Origin of the sequence: Intrasporangium sp., assembly GCF_039812505.1 — a bacterium.
GTDB lineage: Bacteria > Actinomycetota > Actinomycetes > Actinomycetales > Dermatophilaceae > Intrasporangium_A.
In genome coordinates this window covers 1-18199 of sequence record NZ_JBDIAQ010000068.1, presented here as the reverse complement: position 1 = coordinate 18199, position 18199 = coordinate 1, and the positions used below count along the sequence as shown (strand labels likewise).

The 18199-nt window shown below is 72.7% G+C and carries 17 protein-coding genes; 4 read left to right on the top strand and 13 right to left on the bottom strand.

The window, feature by feature from the left end; translation table 11 throughout:
- Nucleotides 1-156: 156 nt before the first annotated feature.
- The 3 genes from guaB to WMI84_RS10450 all read right to left on the bottom strand — a co-directional run bounded on the left by guaB (nt 157) and on the right by WMI84_RS10450 (nt 3410).
- The gene (gene guaB / locus WMI84_RS10460) at nt 157-1677 is read right to left on the bottom strand and encodes an IMP dehydrogenase (RefSeq protein ID WP_347352876.1); all 1521 of its coding nucleotides are present in this window, start codon (nt 1675-1677) and stop codon (nt 157-159) included.
- Between the two features lie 150 nt (nt 1678-1827).
- The gene (locus WMI84_RS10455) at nt 1828-2835 is read right to left on the bottom strand and encodes a hypothetical protein (RefSeq protein WP_347352874.1); all 1008 of its coding nucleotides are present in this window, start codon (nt 2833-2835) and stop codon (nt 1828-1830) included.
- Nucleotides 2832-3410, bottom strand: a complete 579-nt coding sequence (locus WMI84_RS10450) for a sigma-70 family RNA polymerase sigma factor (RefSeq protein ID WP_347352872.1) — start codon at nt 3408-3410, stop codon at nt 2832-2834. Before WMI84_RS10450 ends, WMI84_RS10455 begins: the two co-directional genes overlap by 4 nt.
- A gap of 372 nt (nt 3411-3782) precedes the next feature.
- On the opposite strand from WMI84_RS10450, the gene WMI84_RS10445 reads away from it, so the two are divergent.
- A complete protein-coding gene (locus WMI84_RS10445; protein WP_347352870.1) occupies nt 3783-4073 on the top strand; it encodes a WhiB family transcriptional regulator in 291 nt (96 codons plus the stop codon).
- Nucleotides 4074-4142: 69 nt separating this feature from the next.
- Here WMI84_RS10445 and groL read toward each other — a convergent pair whose 3' ends face one another.
- Nucleotides 4143-5756, bottom strand: a complete 1614-nt coding sequence (gene groL, locus WMI84_RS10440) for a chaperonin GroEL (protein ID WP_347352868.1) — start codon at nt 5754-5756, stop codon at nt 4143-4145.
- Between the two features lie 105 nt (nt 5757-5861).
- The gene (gene groES / locus WMI84_RS10435; RefSeq protein WP_347352867.1) at nt 5862-6158 is read right to left on the bottom strand and encodes a co-chaperone GroES; all 297 of its coding nucleotides are present in this window, start codon (nt 6156-6158) and stop codon (nt 5862-5864) included.
- 346 nt (nt 6159-6504) lie between these two features.
- On the opposite strand from groES, the gene WMI84_RS10430 reads away from it, so the two are divergent.
- A complete protein-coding gene (locus WMI84_RS10430) occupies nt 6505-7746 on the top strand; it encodes a class I SAM-dependent methyltransferase (protein ID WP_347352865.1) in 1242 nt (413 codons plus the stop codon).
- A gap of 185 nt (nt 7747-7931) precedes the next feature.
- Nucleotides 7932-10085, top strand: coding sequence for an Ig-like domain-containing protein (locus WMI84_RS10425; RefSeq protein ID WP_347352863.1), 2154 nt, complete (start codon nt 7932-7934; stop codon nt 10083-10085).
- Between the two features lie 112 nt (nt 10086-10197).
- Here the strand turns inward: WMI84_RS10425 and WMI84_RS10420 are convergent, their stop codons facing one another.
- Both WMI84_RS10420 and WMI84_RS10415 read right to left on the bottom strand, forming a co-directional pair.
- Entirely contained in the window at nt 10198-11013 is an 816-nt protein-coding gene (locus WMI84_RS10420; protein WP_347352861.1) for a PfkB family carbohydrate kinase, read from the bottom strand.
- On the bottom strand, nt 11013-12011 hold the full coding sequence (locus WMI84_RS10415) for a nucleoside hydrolase (RefSeq protein WP_347352859.1): 999 nt from the start codon (nt 12009-12011) through the stop codon (nt 11013-11015). The genes WMI84_RS10420 and WMI84_RS10415 overlap by 1 nt, the downstream gene beginning before the upstream one ends.
- A 375-nt stretch (nt 12012-12386) precedes the next feature.
- On the opposite strand from WMI84_RS10415, the gene WMI84_RS10410 reads away from it, so the two are divergent.
- On the top strand, nt 12387-13421 hold the full coding sequence (locus tag WMI84_RS10410; protein ID WP_347352858.1) for a glycoside hydrolase family 3 N-terminal domain-containing protein: 1035 nt from the start codon (nt 12387-12389) through the stop codon (nt 13419-13421).
- A gap of 151 nt (nt 13422-13572) precedes the next feature.
- On the opposite strand, the gene tsaD is transcribed toward WMI84_RS10410, so the two are convergent.
- From tsaD to tsaE, 6 genes are all read right to left on the bottom strand, one after another.
- Nucleotides 13573-14619: a tRNA (adenosine(37)-N6)-threonylcarbamoyltransferase complex transferase subunit TsaD gene (gene tsaD, locus WMI84_RS10405; protein ID WP_347352856.1), complete on the bottom strand. Its 1047-nt coding sequence runs from the start codon at nt 14617-14619 to the stop codon at nt 13573-13575.
- Nucleotides 14612-15148: a ribosomal protein S18-alanine N-acetyltransferase gene (gene rimI / locus WMI84_RS10400; protein WP_347352854.1), complete on the bottom strand. Its 537-nt coding sequence runs from the start codon at nt 15146-15148 to the stop codon at nt 14612-14614. The genes tsaD and rimI overlap by 8 nt, the downstream gene beginning before the upstream one ends.
- Before the next feature lie 38 nt (nt 15149-15186).
- Nucleotides 15187-15915 (bottom strand): tRNA (adenosine(37)-N6)-threonylcarbamoyltransferase complex dimerization subunit type 1 TsaB, encoded by a 729-nt coding sequence (gene tsaB / locus WMI84_RS10395; protein WP_347352852.1) that lies wholly within the window; start codon nt 15913-15915, stop codon nt 15187-15189.
- A gap of 108 nt (nt 15916-16023) precedes the next feature.
- Nucleotides 16024-16617 carry a hypothetical protein gene (locus tag WMI84_RS10390; protein WP_347352850.1) on the bottom strand — a complete coding sequence of 198 codons (594 nt, stop codon included), beginning with the start codon at nt 16615-16617 and terminating at the stop codon, nt 16024-16026.
- A gap of 338 nt (nt 16618-16955) precedes the next feature.
- On the bottom strand, nt 16956-17591 hold the full coding sequence (locus tag WMI84_RS10385; protein ID WP_347352848.1) for a DUF6318 family protein: 636 nt from the start codon (nt 17589-17591) through the stop codon (nt 16956-16958).
- 111 nt (nt 17592-17702) lie between these two features.
- Complete coding sequence (gene tsaE, locus WMI84_RS10380; protein ID WP_347352878.1) at nt 17703-18137, bottom strand: tRNA (adenosine(37)-N6)-threonylcarbamoyltransferase complex ATPase subunit type 1 TsaE; 435 nt, start codon at nt 18135-18137, stop codon at nt 17703-17705.
- Between the last annotated feature and the right edge of the window lie 62 nt (nt 18138-18199).

The following is an 18199-nucleotide window of genomic DNA, read 5'->3' as shown; positions in this document are numbered from 1 at the left end:
GGAGCCCCCCGACACCGAACCCCGCTCACAATCCGACCGCGGCGGGAAAGTGGGAGCCCCCCGACACCGAACCCCGCTCACAATCCGACCGCGGCGGGAAAGTGCGAGCCAGCCACAGCGGCATCCTCGAATGTCGCGGCTCAGCTGCCCGACCGCTCAACCGCTCGAGGAGTAGTTCGGGGCCTCCACGATGGCCTGGATGTCGTGCGGGTGGCTCTCCTTGAGCCCGGCCGCGGTGATCCGGACGAACCGGCCCCGCTCCTTCAGCTCGGGGATGGTGCGCGCGCCGACGTAGAACATCGACTGGTGCAGACCCCCGACGAGCTGGCGCGCGACCGTCGCGACCGGGCCCTTGTAGGCCACCCGCCCCTCGATGCCCTCGGGGATGATCTCGTCGTCGCTGACGATGTCGGCCTGGAAGTAACGGTCCTTCGAGTAGGACTTCTTGCCGCGCGAGGACATCGCGCCGAGCGAGCCCATGCCACGGTAGGACTTGTACTGCTTGCCGCCCACGAGCACGAGCTCGCCGGGGCTCTCCTCGCACCCGGCCAGCAGCGACCCGATCATGACCGTGTCGGCACCGGCGACCAGGGCCTTGGCGATGTCGCCGGAGTACTGCAGGCCGCCGTCGCCGATGAGCGGCACCCCGGCGGGCCCGCAGACCTGGGCCGCGTCGTGGATCGCGGTCACCTGCGGGACCCCGACCCCGGCGACGACCCGCGTCGTGCAGATCGAGCCCGGGCCCACCCCGACCTTGACCGCGTCGACGCCGGCGTCGACGAGGGCCTGGGCACCCTCGCGGGTGGCGACGTTGCCACCGACCACCTGGGTGGCGGCGGTCGCCGGGTCGCTCTTGAGGCGCTTGATCATGTCGAGCAGCAGCCGGGCGTGGCCGTGGGCGGTGTCGACCACGAGCACGTCGACGCCGGCCTCGACCAGCGTCGTCGCGCGCGCCCACGAGTCGCCGAAGTAGCCGACCGCCGCGCCGACGAGCAGGCGGCCCTGGCCGTCCTTGCTCGCGTCGGGGTACTGCTCGGACTTGACGAAGTCCTTGACGGTGATCAGCCCGGCCAGCCGGCCCCGGTCGTCGACGAGGGGGAGGCGCTCACGCTTGTGCCGGCGCAGCAGCGTGGTCGCGGACGCGCGGTCTATGTCGACGGGCGCGGTGATGAGCGGCATCGGGGTCATCACGTCGCGCACCAGCATCGTGGCCCACTCCGCGACCGGGGTGAACCGCAGGTCCCGGTTGGTGATGATGCCCAGCAGCGTGTCGTCCGGCGCGACGACCGGCAGCCCGGAGACGCGGTACTCCCCGCAGATCCGGTCGAGCTCCTCGAGCGTGGCCTCGGGCCCGATCGTCACCGGGTTGCTGATGCGCCCGGTCTGGGTGCGCTTCACGAGGTCGACCTGCTTGGCCTGGTCCTCGGTCGACAGGTTGCGGTGCAGCACGCCGATGCCACCTTGGCGCGCCATCGCGATCGCCATCCGCGCCTCGGTGACGGTGTCCATCGCGGCCGACAGCAGCGGGACGCGCACGGTGAGCTCCCGGGTCAGCCGCGCGGTAGTGTCGACCTCGCTCGGGATGACGTCGGTCTCGCCCGGCAGCAGCAGCACGTCGTCGTACGTCAGCCCGAGACGGGCGAAGACGGCGGGCAGTGCGGGCGGTCCGAGGGTCATGGGCCAAGGGTAGTTCAGCGTGACGTGCCGCCCCCCGACGCGTCCGGAGCCGCTGGAGTCCTCCCTGCCCCCGGGTGCGTCCTTCCGGTGGGTATGCCGCCCACCCCGGTAGCGCTCCCCCGTGCGCGTCCGCGCGGGGTGCGCTGACGGTCAGTGATCCGGCGAGCGCCGGAGCCGCCCCGCGCCCGTCCGCGCGGGGTGCGTTCCGCCCTCCTGCGCCTGCTCGCGCTCGTGGCTGTCACCCTGGCTGCCCGGCCCGGCGGCGGAGCAGGAGCGTTCCCGGCAGGGTCGCTCGGCAACGACACGATCGGCAGTCCCGCGGTCCCCGTCGGCTCGGGCGGCCGGGGCGGGGCCGGGAGTGCACGAGGAGCCGGCCCGGCGCACGTGGCTCCTGGATCCTGCCCACACCGCGGCCGGGGGTCCGGCGGGGCAGGCCGACGAGCGCCGCCAGGCCGGGTCGGGCAGCCGGACCGGGAAGAGGAGCTGCGACCCGGGCTCGGCCCCGGCCCCGACCGGAGCGTTCGTGGCGCGGGAGCCACCCTCGGACCCGGATCCCGCGGCCGGACGCCTCGCCGGCCGCGCTGTGCCGTACCCGGCCCGGTCCTGCGGCTCCGACGCGATCGCCGCCGGGGTGACCGCCGCGGCCGCCGCGGTCCGCGCAGACGCCGGGGCCCGCGCGGCCGGCCGGCCCGTCGTCGCAGTGTCGACCCCGACGACCGGGTGGGCCGCCGTGGGGACGGTCGGTCGCGGATACGCGGCGACGACCGGGCGGGTGCTCACCGACCCGGCCGACGACCCGTTCGGCGCCGACCCGGCGCGGGACGGTCCCGCTGGGGCGGCCGGTCCGTCGACGACCTGGTGGCGCGCCGGCGGCGTCCACAGCCGCAGACCGGGATCGGTGACCGTCCGGGCGGCCGCGACACCGGCTCCGGACAGCCCGACGGTCACCAGGCCGACCACGGCGAGGACTCGTCGAGGCCGGAGCCGACGGGGCGGCAGCACGACCGGCCGGCGCGGACCGGCTGGCCCGTCGGACCACGCCGCCAGCGCCCCCAGCAGCACGGCCACCGGCTCGGACCCGGTCTCGGCGCGGGCGCCGAGGCGGTCGAGCAGCGCGTCGTCGGCGAGCAGCTGGGGCAGTGGCAGCCGTGTCGTCATGCGACCTCGCCGGCTCGCCGGCCCGCCATCAGCTCCCGCAGCTTGGTCAGCGCCCGGTGCTGGGCGACCCGGACGGCACCGGCCGTCATCCCCAGGGCGTCGGCCGTCTCCTGCGTGGACAGGCCGACGGCGACGCGCAGGACCAGGATCTCGCGTTGCTGCGCGGACAGGCGGTCCATGAGGTCGATGGCCAGGCGCGCCTCGGCCCGGGTGACCGCCAGCGCCTCCGGGCTGGGCCGGTCGTCGACCGCGTCGGGCACCTCGGCCAGCAGGGTCGGGCCGCGCAGCACGGAGCGCTGGGCATCGGCGAGCTTGCGCGCGGCGATCCGGTAGACGAAGGCCTCGAAGGGCAGCCCGCGGTGCTCGTAGCCCGGGAGTGCCGTCAGCACCGCCATGCACACCTCCTGTGCCACGTCCTGGGCGATGTCCTCGGCACCGAACCGGCCGAGCCGGACCCGGGCGTAGCGCAGTGCCAAGTCCCGGACGCCGCCCAGCAGCAGCTCGGCGGCTCGCCCGTCGTGTCCGGCGCGGACGGCCAGGTCCGCGAACGACGGCTGGCCGTCCCCCCGCTTCATCGCCGGCGCCCGTGGCCGCGTTACGCCGGTGCGCGCCCTACCTCCGAGTCCCATGGCTCTGCTCCCCCGACCCTCCTGGTGCGTGCCGACATCCGCACCTGGCGACGGCACGTCGAGTCCGGCACGGCGAATCACTTACCGTCCGTTCCGGTCCAGGCGCCCCCCGCGCCTGGACCGCGCTCTCAGAGCATGCCATCACCTGACCAAGTCTTGACCATCTCTAGAACTTTTCTTCCTGTTTTCTTGGCGACCGACCCGGATACCGTCGGGCACATGAGCGCCCCCGGTCGTCCGGACCGCAGAGCGGGCCCCGCACCGAACCGAAAGACCTGCACCGAACCGAAAGACCTGCCCGAACCGAAAGACATGACAATGGCCGAGATCAGTCGACTTCCCGGCCCAGTCGCGCAGCGCTGGGACTGGCAGCTCGAGGGTGCCTGCCGCACCATCAGCCCCGAGACCTTCTTCCACCCGGAGGGCGAGCGCGGGCCGCGCCGGCGCGCTCGGGAGGACGCCGCGAAGGCCGTCTGTCATTCCTGTCCGGTCATCGCCGAGTGCCTCGAGCACGCGCTGGCCGTCCGCGAGCCGTACGGCATCTGGGGCGGCCTGTCCGAGCTGGAGCGTGAGCTGATCCTGGGCGGAGTGGTATCCGCCGCGTCCTGACGGTCGCCCAGCACACGTCGAGGGCCGCTTCCCTGCCGGGAAGCGGCCCTCTGCGCACCGTCGGAGCGGTCAGTGACCGTGCCCGTGACCGTGACCGGCCGGCTCCGGCTCCTCCTCGGGCTTGTCGACGACCAGCGTGTCGGTGGTCAGGATCATCGAGGCGATCGAGGCGGCGTTGCGCAGCGCGGAACGGGTCACCTTGACCGGGTCGATGACGCCGGCGGCGACGAGGTCGCCGAACTCACCGGTCGCCGCGTTGAGGCCCTGCCCGAGCGGCATCGCGGCCACCTTCGAGGTGACGACGTAGCCCTGGTGGCCGGCGTTCTCGGCGATCCACCGCAGCGGCTCCTGCACGGCGCGCTTGACGATGGCCGCACCGGTGGCCTCGTCACCGTCGAGCCCGAGCCCGTCGATGACCTCGGCCGCGTGGATCAGGGCGGTGCCGCCACCGGCGACGATGCCCTCCTCGATCGCGGCGCGGGTGGCCGAGATCGCGTCCTCGATGCGGTGCTTCTTCTCCTTGAGCTCGACCTCGGTGTGGGCGCCGACCTTGATGACGCACACGCCGCCGGCGAGCTTGGCGAGCCGCTCCTGGAGCTTCTCGCGGTCCCAGTCGGAGTCGGTGCGCTCGATCTCGGCCTTGATCTGGGCGATCCGGCCGGACACCTCGGACGCGTCGCCGGCGCCGTCGATGATCGTCGTGTGGTCCTTGGTCAGCACCACGCGGCGCGCCTTGCCGAGCACGGTCAGGTCGGCCTGGTCGAGCTTGAGCCCGACCTCCTCGGCGATGACCTGGCCACCGGTGAGGATCGCGATGTCCTGCAGCATCGCCTTGCGCCGGTCGCCGAAGCCGGGGGCCTTGACGGCCGCGACGTTGAAGGTCCCGCGGATCTTGTTGACCACGAGGGTCGAGAGGGCCTCGCCCTCGACGTCCTCGGCGATGACGAGCAGCGGCTTGCCGGCCTGCACGACCTTCTCGAGGATCGGCAGGACCTCGGTGACCGAGGAGATCTTGCCCTGGTTGATCAGGACGTGGGCGTCCTCGAGGACGGTCTCCATGCGCTCGGTGTCGGTGACGAAGTAGGCGGACAGGTAGCCCTTGTCGAACTGCATGCCCTCGGTGAACTCGAGCTCGGTCGCGGTCGTCGAGGACTCCTCGACGGTGATGACGCCGTCCTTGCCGACCTTGTCGAACGCCTCGCCGATGAGGTCGCCGAGGGTGGAGTCCTGGGCCGACAGCGTTGCGACCGAGGCGATCTCGGTCTTGCCCTCGACGTCGCGAGCCACCCTGAGCAGCTCGTCGTTGACGGCCGAGACGGCCTTGTCGATGCCGCGCTTGAGGGCGGCCGGTGCCGCACCGGCAGCGACGTTGCGCAGACCGGCCTTGACCATCGCCTGCGCGAGGACGGTCGCGGTGGTCGTGCCGTCACCGGCGATGTCGTTGGTCTTGGTCGCGACCTCCTTCGCCAGCTGGGCGCCGAGGTTCTCGTACGCGTCCTCGAGCTCGATCTCGCGGGCGATCGTCACACCGTCGTTGGTGATGGTGGGCGCACCCCACTTCTTGTCGATCACGACGTTGCGGCCCTTCGGGCCGAGCGTCACCTTGACGGCGTTGGCGAGCGCGTCGACACCGCGCTCGAGTGACTTGCGGGCGGAGTCGTCGAACTCCAACTGCTTGGCCATGTGCTTCCTTTGGCTCGTGAAGAACGTTCTGGTGAAACCGGACCGCACCCCGGCCGATCCCGACGGGGACCCACCGGGGTGCGGTCGGTGCAGGTGGGGAGGGCGTCAGCCGAGGACGGCGAGCACGTCACGTGCGGAGAGGATGAGGTACTCCTCGCCGTCGTACTTGACCTCGGTGCCGCCGTACTTGCTGAAGATGACCTTGTCGCCGACCTTGATGTCGAGCGGCACGCGCTCGTCGCCGTCCTCGTTCCACCGCCCGGGGCCGACAGCGAGGACCTCGCCCTCCTGCGGCTTCTCCTTGGCGGTGTCGGGGATGACGAGGCCGGACGCGGTGGTCTGCTCGGCCTCGAGCGACTTGACGACGATGCGGTCTTCGAGCGGCTTGATGGAAACCGACACTGGTGACCTTCCTTCGGGACTGTCTGGATGACTGTTTGACAGATGGCTCGTCGAGACGATCGCCGTCGCGGGGGTCGAGCACCTCGAGGAGTTCTTGGCACTTTCGAGGTGAGAGTGCCAACAAGCAGAAATCTAGGTTCCGATTAGCACTCGGTCAAGTCGAGTGCCAACACGCGGGTCGTGGCGCGTACGTACGGACGACCGTTGGTCGCGAAGGCCCCGGGGCCCGAGCGTGACGCGCCCCGGCCGCCGCGCCGTTCGCCGACCAACGGTCGTCCGCCGGTATGCCGCACAGCCGGCTCTCCGCCTCGCCGGACCATGGGCGCGGGCTGGGAGGATGGCCGGTGTGGACGTGGCGATGGTCGAACGGCTGGCCGGCCCCGAGGGCTGGTCGCTGCTGCAGGCCCTGCCGGAGTACGACGAGGCGAGTGCGCTGCAGCTGCAGACGAGGCTGCGCGAGCACGGTGTCGACCCCGCGCTGCTCGCGGCGGCCATGGGCCAGTCACGGCTGCGGGCCAGGGCCAGGGAGAAGTTCGGGGAGTTCGCCCGCGGCATGCTGTTGACCTCCGACGGTCTCGAGCAGTCGACGCGGCTGCCGCTCGCCGCCCGGCACGCGGGCCGGTTCGCGGCTGCCGGGATCGCGCTCGTGCACGACCTCGGCTGCGGTCTGGGCGCCGACGCGATGGCGCTGGCTGCCCTCGGCCTGGACGTGAGCGCGGTCGACGCCGACCCGGTGACGGCTGCCATGGCCGCGGTGAACCTGCGGCACTGGCCCGGCTCGACCGTCCGGTGTGCCCGGGCCGAGCAGGTCCGGCTGCCGGCCGGTGCCGAGGCCCGGACCGTGGGGGCGTGGGTCGACCCGGCGCGGCGGACGGTGGGGGTCGCCGACGCGCGCGGCCGGACCAGGCGGGTCCGCTCGCTCGACGACATCTCGCCGAGCTGGGACGAGGTCCGGGGCATCGCGGACCGGGTGGCGGCCACCGGCGCCAAGCTCTCCCCGGCCTTCCCGCATGCCGCGGTTCCACCGGGGGCCGAGGCGCAGTGGACCTCGTGGCACGGAGAGGTGCTCGAGTGCGCCGTCTGGTGGGGTCCCCTCGCCGAGACGGCCGGGCGTACCGCCGCGGTCTGCGGGCCGGGGTCCGCCGTCGTCGTGACCGAGGCCGCGGCGGCCGGGGCGCTGGGCCGTGAGCCGCTGGGTTCCCTCGACACGATGGGAGACTGGCTCTACGAGGCCGACCGGGCGGTGATCCGGGCGGGGCTCACCGGGGCTCTCGTCGCCGCGGTGGACGGTACCGAGCTGGGGGCGGACATGGGCTACGTGACGAGCTCAGCGGCATACGACGTGGGGTGGGCCAGGCGCTACCGCGTCCGGGCCGCGCTGCCGTTCTCGACGAGCACGCTCGGGCGCTGGCTGCGCGACCACGGACACGACCGGGTGACGATCAAGAAGCGCGGCATCGCGACCGACCCCGACCTGCTGCGCCGTCGGCTGAAGATGACCGGGCGGGGCAAGGGCGGCTCGGAGGCGACGCTCGTGCTGACCCGGGTGGGCGGGCGGCAGGTCGCCGTCGTGGTCGAGCCGGCCTGATGTCCGGTCGGTCCGGATCGGGCAATTTCCCCCTTCTCCTGAACGGGACACCGGATCCGGCCTAGGTTGGTTGCCGTACGGGGGTGGATCTGGGGAGATCCAGTCAGGGACCAGTCAGGGGAAGGCTGTTCATGTCCGGGGGGACCAGGCGGCTGCTTGCCGTCATTTTGACGACTGTTGTGGGGATGTTGCTGATGTTGGCCGTCGGGGGACGGCTGACCGGGGTCGCGAGCGCGAGCCCGCAGGTGGTCAGCCACTTCCCGGCCACGGCCGCGGCCAACGTGTCCAACGGTGCCCGGGTCACCGTGGTGTTCGACCGGCCGTTGACCGGCGAGGCGGACCGGCTGAAGTTCTCGGTCACCGATGCGGACGGGAGAGCCGTGCCGGCAGCCGTGCGGCTGGACGAGAGCCTGACGTCCGCCGAGCTGGAGCCGACCGAGCCGCTCGCACCGGGCCGGTACACGGCCAAGGTGACGCTGCCGGAGGTCATCTCGCCCAAGGAGTGGTCCTTCACCGTGCCGGTGAAGCGGCCCCTGAGCGCGGGCCCGGGCGGCCCGATCCTGCTCGTGACCTCCACGGCCGACGGCTACGACGAGTTCTACGCCGAGATGCTGCGCGCCGAGGGGTTCACCGGGTTCCGGACCATCGACAGCGCGGCCCTGGCCGACGCCGACCTGGGCGACTACCGGGTCGTCATCGTCTCGGCGGACGCCAAGGCGGTGGCCGCGGCCCCGGCCCTGCGCAAGTGGGTGCTGGCCGGCGGGCAGCTCGTCGTGGCCCGGCCCACCGGTGCACTGGCCGAGCTGGCCGGCCTGAGCCCGCTCGGTGGACAGGTCACCGAGGGAGACCTCGACATCGCCACGTCGTCGGCCTACGGCGCCGGGCTCACGTCCGCACCGCTGCGGGTCCACGGCGCGGCCGACGTCGTGCGGGCGGGCGACGACGTGGACGTCGTCGCGACCGTCGCGCCGGGCGTGGCCGACTCCACGGACTCGAGCGTCGCGCAGGCAGCGATGGTGAGCAGCGACGCACAGCAGGCCGGCCCGAGCCCGGCGGTGACCGTGCGCAGCCTGGGTGGCCAGGGCGGCACCGTCGCGGCGTTCACCTTCGACCTGGCGAAGTCGGTCGTGCTGACCCGCCAGGGCAACCCCGAGTGGGCGGGGCAGGACCGCGACGGGCGGGCCCCGGTCCGCCCGAACGACCTGTTCTTCGGCGCCAGCGCCCAGGACCCGCAGCCGGACTACCTCGACCTGGACCAGGTCGCCGTACCGCAGGCCGACGAGCAGATGCGGATCCTGTCGAACCTCATCGAGCGGAGCACCGCGGCGACCGGGCCGATGCCGCGCTTCTGGTACTTCCCGGACGACGCCAAGGCCGTCCTGGTGATGGCCGCCGACGACCACGGCACCGAGGACGGCACCCGGGCGTCGTTCCAGCGGATGCTCGCGCTCAGCCCCCCGGGCTGTGACCTCGCTCGCTGGGAGTGCCCGCGCGCCACGGCGTTCCTCTACCCGACCTCGGGGCTGACCGACCAGCAGGCCGTGGCCTTCGAGAAGGAGGGCTTCGACCTGGGCGTCCACGTGACCACGAACTGCCAGAACTGGTCCGCGACGTCGCTCGACCTGGCGTTCGCGCAGAGCCTGCACGCCTTCCGGGCGGCCTTCCCCGGTCTGCCTCCGCAGCACGCCAGCCGGCTGCACTGCATCGTCTGGAGCGACTACGTCACCCAGCCGACCGTCGAGCGCAAGTGGAGCGTCCGGCTGGACATGAACTACTACTACTGGCCCGGACCGTGGGTGGCCAACCGGTCCGGCTTCATGACCGGCTCGGGCCTGCCGATGCGCTTCAGCGACACCAAGGGGGGCCTGGTCAACGTCTACCAGCAGGAGACGCACCTGGTCGACGAGGTCTTCAGCGGCCATCCCAAGGCCATCGAGGCGCTCATCGACCGCGCCCAGGGCCCGGACGGCTACTACGGCGCGTTCGGGACGCACTACGACTTCCACGACGACTTCGACCAGCAGCTCATGCGGATCGCCGAGAGCCGGCACGTCCCGATGATCTCGGCGCAGCAGCTGCTGACCTGGACCGACGGCCGCTCGAGCTCGAGGTTCGAGGACCTGCGCTGGGCGAAGGACGCGGTGTCGTTCCACCTCTCGGCGGACAACCAGACCAAGGGCGCCCTGCGGGCCATGCTGCCGGTGGACGGGTTCGGCACGAAGCTCGAGCAGATCCGTCGCGACGGCAAGGTGGTCGACCACGTGGTGCGGCGGATCAAGGGGATCGACTACGCCTTCTTCGACGGCACCACGGGCGACTACGTCGCCACGTACCGGTAGGAACTCGGGGGCTCGGGGCTGCCGGACGATCGGGGGCCCTGCCCTGAGGCGTCGACCCCGGCCGGTCGGACCCGGACCCACGAGCAGGAGCCGACCCACTCGCGGACTCGGCTCAGAGCCGCCCGTCCGGCTGCGCGCCGCTCCATCGCAGGGCGGCCGCTCCGGCGGCCACGGCCCGGCGCAGGGCCGCGGTACGGGTGGCGCCGCCGGCGAGGGCCGCAGCCAGGGCGCCGCAGAACGCATCGGCTGTGCCCACGGTGTCGACGACCTCGTCCGCGGCCACGGCCGCTGCGTCGACCCGCTCGCCGTCCCACACCGCGCCGGCCGTCCCGAACGTGACCAGGAGCGAGGACGGCAGCAGTCCCGAGTCCGCGAGCAGGGCCGCCTCGGACTCGTCGACCACCAGCGGGTCGGCCAAGCCGACGACGTCGTCGGGCAGGGCGGCGTAGGGCGCGAGGTTGACGACGACCCGGGCGCCCGCCCGGTGGCTCTCGCGCGCCACCTGCGTAACGCACTCCAGGGGGATCTCGAGCTGGAGGAGCACGACGTCACCGGGGCGGGCCCCCACGTCGCGCACGTCGAGCACCCCGTTCGCCCCGGGCACGACGATGATCGCCTTCTCACCGGCCCCGTCGACGCTGACGATGGCCATCCCCGTGGCCGTACCGTCGACCCGCTCCACGCGCGCGTCGATCCCGAGACCGGCGAGGCGTCGCAGACAGGCGTCGCCCGCGTCGTCCGTGCCGATGGCGCCCACCAGGACCACGTCCGCACCCGCGCGCCGGGCCGCGACCGCCTGGTTGGCGCCCTTGCCGCCGGCGAAGCGGCCCGCCGACTCGCCGAACACCGTCTCACCCGGTCCGGGATGCCGCTCGACGAGGGTGACCAGGTCGACGTTGAGCGACCCGACGACGATGACGCGCCCCATCAGCTGTTCCGTTCCGAGCCGGCCGACTCGAGCAGCGTGTCGTACCAGAGCCGGGCGACGCCGGCCGCGTCGACCCCGAGCGCGACGTCGACTCTCGCCGGTGCCGCGCCGTGCGGGTCGGGTCCCTGGCCCTCGCTCCGGTCCCGCCGGTCCACGATGGTCCGACCCCGGGACCAGGTGCCGGCCAGCTCGACCCGCACGGGGAGGCTCTCGGTCCGGACGAGGCCCGGCTCGAGGACCGCGCAGACGGCACCGGCATCACCGATGGTCGCGGCGGCCGAGTGGAAGCGCTCGCACTGGAACCGGATCAGCCGCCCGGCGAGCTCGGCGGCCCCTCGACCGCCCAATGCGACAAGGCGGTCGGCCTGCTGCCTGGTGATGACCGGGTCGTAGAAGACGTCGAGGCCGTACATGGTCACGTCGATGCCGAGCCAGTGGCACGCATCCAGCACGATGGCGGCCGCCTCGGGGTCGTGGAAGACGTTGAACTCGGCGGAGGCGGTGGCGTTGCCGACCTGGGCAGCGCCGCCCATGAAGACGATGCGCTCGATACCGGCCGCGGCGTCGGGATCGGTGCGCAGCAGGAGCGCGATGTTCGTCAGTGGCGCCAACGGCACCAGGGTGATCCGGCGACCCGAGCGCGCCGCGCCCGCGCAGACGTCGCGCAGCAGGTCGAGGGCGTGCCCGTCGACCGGCCGACGAGGGCTGGCCGGCCAACCCAGGTCGCCCATCCCGTCCTGGCCGTGCACGTGACGGGCGTGGACCGGCTGCTCCAGCAGGGGACGCTCGGCGCCCCGCGCCACCGGCACGTCCGGGCGGTCGGCCGCGTCCAGGACCACGAGGGTGTTGCGGACCACGTCGTCGATCGGCGCGTTGCCGCCGACGCACGTGACTGCCCTGAGGTCGATCCGTGGGTGCAGCGCGGCCAGGGCAACGGCACAGGCGTCGTCGACGCCCGTGTCGACGTCGAGCACGAGGGGGATCGGATCAGAGGTCACCGCGGCAAGGTACCGCGTCGCGGCCACCCCGCCGCTCCCGGCACCGGGGTCGGGCGATACCGTGCCGTCGTGCGTGACCGTCGGCTCCGGCGCGACCGGCCGCGAAACCGCTGCTCCGGGCGCGTCATCCTGGTCGCCGTCGTGGGTATGACGCTGTCCCTGGCAGCGTGCTCGGTCCCGGCGGGCCCGGCCCCCCACTCCAGCGGCACCGGACAGCCGACGCGCAGCTCGTCGGGGACACCCAGTTCGTCGGGGACATCCGCCCCGTCGGTCACATCCGCCCCGTCGGGGGCGCCCACCCCGTCGGGGACACCCATCCCCCCAGGGACACCCACCGCGTCGGGTACCGCGACGGCGGCCTGCGCCGCGTCGATCGTGCAGGGCCTGACAGCGAGCGAGCGAGCGGGGCAGCTGCTGATGGCCGGGCTCGACGTGAACGCCGGTCGGACCAGTCTCGACGCCCTCGTCGCGCGGTACCACCTCGGCGGCGTCGTCCTGCTCGGCGGATGGTACGGCGGCGTCGGGCCGGTCCGCGCCGCGACCCGGCACCTCGCCGGCCTCGCCTCCGACTCCGCCACGGGCGGGCTGGGCCTGCTGCTGGCGGCGGACCAGGAGGGTGGCGCCGTCCAGCAGCTGCGCGGGCCGGGCTTCACGCGGATGCCGTCTGCGCTGGAGCAGGGCGACCTGTCGCCGGCACAGCTCACCGACCAGGCGACGACCTGGGGCAGGCAGCTCGCCGAAGCCGGGATCGACGTCAACCTGGCGCCGGTCGCCGACACCGTCCCGGCGAACATCGGCACGGCGAACCAGCCGATCGGCCGCTGGGACCGCGAGTACGGCCACGACCCCGGCAAGGTCGCGAAGATGTCCGTCGCCTTCCTCGAGGGGATGCACGCCGCCGGGGTCGCGACCACGATCAAGCACTTCCCCGGCCTCGGCCGGATCACCGGCAACACCGACCTGACCGCCCGCGGTATCACCGACACCGTGACGACGACGCGCGATCCCTACCTCGAGCCGTTCAGCGCCGGCATCGCCGCCGGGACGGACCTCGTGATGGTCGGCTCGGCGATCTACAGCCGGATCGACCCGGGGGTCAACGCGGTCTTCTCGAGGCCGATCATGACCGGGCTGCTTCGCGACAGACTCGGCTACCACGGGGTCGTCGTCTCGGACGACCTCGGAGCCGCCAAGTCCGTCGCGGCGGTGCCCCCCGGGGACAGAGCGACCCAGTTCGTCGCTGCCGGGGGCGACATCGTGCTGACCGCGACTCCAAGCACGGTGCCCGCGATGCACCACGCGATCGTGGCCCGGATGAGTGAGGACGTCACCTTCGCGAGACAGGTCGAGGCGGCGGTGATCCGGGTGGCGACCCTCAAGGTCGCCCGCGGGCTGGCCTCCTGCCGTTGATACCGCCCGGCCGACCCTGCCCTACGCTCGATCGACGTACGTAGAGAGGGCATCGACACCTCGCCGGTCGGGCGCCACGAACCGGCGCCGCCCGCTACCGGGCCGCGCTGCGCGCTCGCCGACGGCGGCATACGGCTCGCCGGTCTCGGCGTCAGGCCTGGACCGTCGTGACCGGCATGGACGAGTCGGTGGGCAGGCCGAGCTCGCTCGGCTCCCGCCCCCTGCCGACCAGCTGCGCCCCGAGCGCGGCGACCATCGCGCCGTTGTCGGTGCACAGCCCGGGTCGCGGCACCCGCAGCGTCACCCCGGCCTTGGCACACCGTTCCTCGGCCAGTACCCGTAGCCGGGAGTTCGCGGCGACCCCACCACCGACGAGCAGGTGGTCGACCTCGTGCTCCCGGCAGGCCAGCACCGCCTTGCGCGTCAGCACGTCCACGACCGCCTCCTGGAAGCTCGCCGCGACGTCGGCGACCGGCACGGGCTCGCCGGAGCGGTTCCGCGACTCGACCCACCGGGCCACCGCGGTCTTCAGCCCGGAGAACGAGAAGTCGAACCGGTGCCGCTCCAGATCCCGGCGGCTCGTCAGCCCCCGGGGGAAGTCGATCGCCACCGTGTCGCCGTCGCGCGCCACCCGGTCGATGTGGGGCCCGCCCGGGAACGGCAGCCCGAGCAGGCGCGCCACCTTGTCGAACGCCTCGCCCGCCGCGTCGTCCATCGTGGAGCCCAGCGAACGCACGTCGGCGGTGACGTCGGGCACGAGCAGCAGCGACGAGTGCCCGCCGGACACGAGCAGCGCCACCGTCGGCTCGGGCAGCGGACCGTGCTCGACCACGTCGACGGCGACATGGGAGGCGAGGTGGTTGACGCCGTACAGCGGCGTGCCGAGCGCCACGGCGAGCGCCTTGGCCGCGGCCACCCCCACGAGCAGCGACCCGGCGAGGCCTGGCCCCGCCGTCACCGAGATCGCGTCGAGGTCGCGCAGCGCCACCCCCGCGTCGTGGCAGGCCCGTTCGATCGTCGGCACCATCGCCTCGAGGTGGGCCCGGCTGGCGACCTCGGGCACCACCCCGCCGAACCGCGCGTGCTCGTCCACGCTGCTCGCGACCGCGTCGGCCAGCAGGGTCTGCCCACGCACGATGCCGACCCCCGTCTCGTCGCAGGAGGTCTCGATGCCGAGCACGAGGGGTTCGTCAGCCATGGTCTCCTCCGATCAGCCGGCGCATCACGAGCGCGTCGACGTCGCCTGGCTGGTAGTAGCGGCGCCGCACCGAGATGACCTCGAACCCGTTGCGCTCGTAGAGCGTCCGAGCCGCCGCGTTGTCCGCGCGCACCTCCAGCAACAGCGACCGTATGCCGCCCACCCGCGCCCGGCGCACCAGCTCCCCGAGCAGGTGGTGGCCCAGCCCCCTGCCTCGTGCGGCTGGTGTGACGGCGATGGTCATGACGTCGCCGGTCTCGCCGGCCAGGTTCAGGCCGGCGTAACCGAGGATCCGGTCGGCCACGTCGACGGCGACGACGTAGTCGCGGCGGGGCCGGCCCGCCAGCTCGTGCCACCACGACTCGACCGACCAGGCGTCGTCGGTGAAGAGGTCGCGCTCCAGTCCGGCCAGGGTCGCGAGGTCGGTCCACTCCAGCTCGCGAAGCCGCACCCCCGCAAGGCGTGCGTCCAGCCCCTCCGGCGCGGGCGGGCTTTCGGAGATCGCGACTTCGACATCGGCGCGGGGCACCGGAACACCTCGGGTCGGGTCGCGGGCAGGACGGCTGGTCACCCGAGAGTCGACTTCACGGGGGCGGCAGGCGCGACGTCGGGGCGACGGAGGTAGAGCGGCTCCAGCCCGTCGAAGGGACCGCCCGCGGCGATCCGCCGGGCGGCGAGGTCGGCCAGGGCCCCGGCCGGGACATCGCGCAGGCCGTCCGAGGTAGGGGCCGTCCCGGGGCTGTCGGGTATCCCGCCGAACCGGGGGGCCCGGACCGGTACACCCGAGAATGCGTCGGGGTACAACAACGGCCCGCGGCCGGCCACGGGCATCACCCGCCAGGCATCGGGCAGGTCGGTGGCCCGGTCGACGACCGGCCCGGCCACGCGCGTGGCGCCGGTGTCGTGCAGGAGGTACTGAGCGGCATACACCTCCTTGCGACGGGCGTCGGTCGCGACCAGCAGGTCACCGCGGTGCCCGGCCAGCCACGCAGCATGGGCCAGCGCGTCCAGGCTGCACAGGCCGCGGACCGGCAGACCGAGGGCGAAGGCGAAGGTGCGGCCGGTCACGATACCGACCCGCAGGCCGGTGAACGGGCCGGGGCCGATCCCGACGACGACATCGGTGACGTCCTCCGGCCTGGCCTGTGCCGAGCGAAGGGCCCGCTCGATGCCCGGGGCCAGGTGCTCGGCGTGTGCGCGTGCGTCGAGGGTGGCCTCGTGCGCGACCACGCCGGCGCCGTCGTGCAGGGCGACACCGATGGCCGTCGTCGAGGTGTCGATGGCGAGCAGCAGCACCCGGTCAGGTTAGCCGCTTGCCGGCCGGGTGCCCGAGGACGGTCGCAGGCGGGGCGGTCTCGAGAACCCACCACGAACGCAGTTCTCGTGCCGCGCCGGCCGGTGCCGCTACTGGTTGACCAGCACCGCCCTGGCCTCCCGGACGCTCACCCGGGTACCCGGCATCGCCACCGTGACCGTGTCATCGATCGGCAGCCACGACCCGTCCCCCAGCCGGAACTCCCCACCGAAGGTGACCTCCACCCGAGCCGTGACCTGACCCCGACGCGTGTACGTATGCCGCACATCCCCGCCCGGATACACCCCACCAGCCGACCTGGTCGGCGCCGAGCTCACCCCGTCACCGAACACATACCGGTAGCCCACCAGCGTCGGACGGATCGCCACCCGATAACCCAGCATCCGCGCCGGATCGATCGCATCGACCTCCCCCGGCTGAAACCCCGCCTGGTCCCACTGCACCCGGAAGAACGTCGCCAGGTTCACCAACGTCACATTCCCCTCCGGCTGGATCAACACCCGCGCCCGCGCGAACGCCGTGTCATGAAACGCCGCCCGGATCGTCGCCATCCCCAGCGTCGGCCGGCCCGGCACCGCATCCGGCAGACACGTCGTGCCCACCCGCAGCCACGGCGTGTCCCCCGCCGCGTTCGGCTTCGCCTTCCCGTCCGGGCCCACCGGCCGACCCCAGATCTGCGTCAACGGACCCGAACCCGGTCCGCACGCCGTAACCGCCCCGACACACCCCGCCTCATCCGCCCCACCAGTCGGACCCAGGTTCTGCGGACACGCCAACGACGTCGCATACTCCCACGGATCCGCCAGCCTCTCACCCCGCACATCCTTACCAGCCCGCAGACTATTCAAGCCGTTCTGCTCCGTCAGATGACTGTGCAGGCCGCCTGCGTTAGCTCCGGCCCCGAAGAAGCCGTCTGACGGTGGTTTGGGCTGATGGGGGTCGGCGCCGTGCGTCGCACTAGCAGAGGCAACAGGTGTCAAGGCGAGGAGAGCCAGCCCGGTCAACGCGAGACGAAGGAGCCTCATGGCTGCGAAACCCTGATCTCACTCAGCACCCATCGACCCTCACGCCACACGAGATCAACGATGAAGCTGCCCTGGTACCGGGTATCCCGCTTTACTTCCTTCCCGGAATCGTCGATGACTTGGGCGCCCACCTGAGCCATCGCCGCAAGCACGGTGTACCTGGGATCAGTAGGCCTGTCCTGTCCGAGACCATCGACTGCCCGTTCGCTCAGTGGCGCACTGCGGTATCGATGACTCTTGGCAGCAAGACCGTTGATCGTGTCCTCGAAGGCGACACAGGTCTTGCAGGTCGGCAGACCAAATCCAGCCAACGCATCCCTGCGTGGATCGACGCTCGCCTCGTTCACCTGCTCGAAGTAGTACTTCACGAACGCGTTGGCCCCCTCCCGCGTCCGCGCCCGGGCCGCCTGCGGCAGACCCTCGATCGTCGGCGCACTCGTCGCGCTCACCGACGGCGTGCTCGAGACCGGACCGCGGCCCGTGACCACACCGGAAGACGTCGACACCGTCGGCACCGCCCCGGTCGCAGCCGGCTCCGGCGAGCCGCTCCCACACCCAGCCAACACCGAGCTGAGCACGACAACAGCCCCCAGCCCAGCGGCATACGACATCGCTCTGCGGCGCACCGTCACGACAAACCCCTCAACACTCCGCGGCGAACCGCACGAACAACGCGACAAAGCATGCCATACCAGCAACCCCGCGCCGATCCCCTGTCCACAGCCGCCCGGCCACGCCCGAGGTCACCACCCGGCAAGCGAGTCCAGCAGCCGCGCCCACCGCGCCCCCACCGCCACCAGCCGGGCCGTCCGCTCGGCCTGCCCGGTCAGGGCGATCTCGAGACGCGAGTCGCACAGCTGCTCGGCCAGCCCGGCACCCCACTCGACCACGGTGACGCTCGCCTCCAGGTCGGCATCCAGGTCCAGGTCATCCAGCTCGAGCCGGCTACCCAGCCGGTAGGCGTCCACGTGGACCAGCGCGGGACCACCCACCAGCGACGGGTGGATCCGCGAGATCACGAAGGTCGGCGAGGTGACCGGCCCCCGGACGCCCAGCCCCTCACCGAGGCCCTGGGTCAGGGTCGTCTTGCCGGCACCGAGGTCACCGGTGAGCACGACGCCCTGACGCGCGTCGTCGTCGAGCCACCAGCAGGCACCCGAAACGCCACGAGAACCCACCACGAACGCAGTTCTCGTGCCGCGCCGGCCGGTGCCGCTACTGGTTGACCAGCACCGCCCTG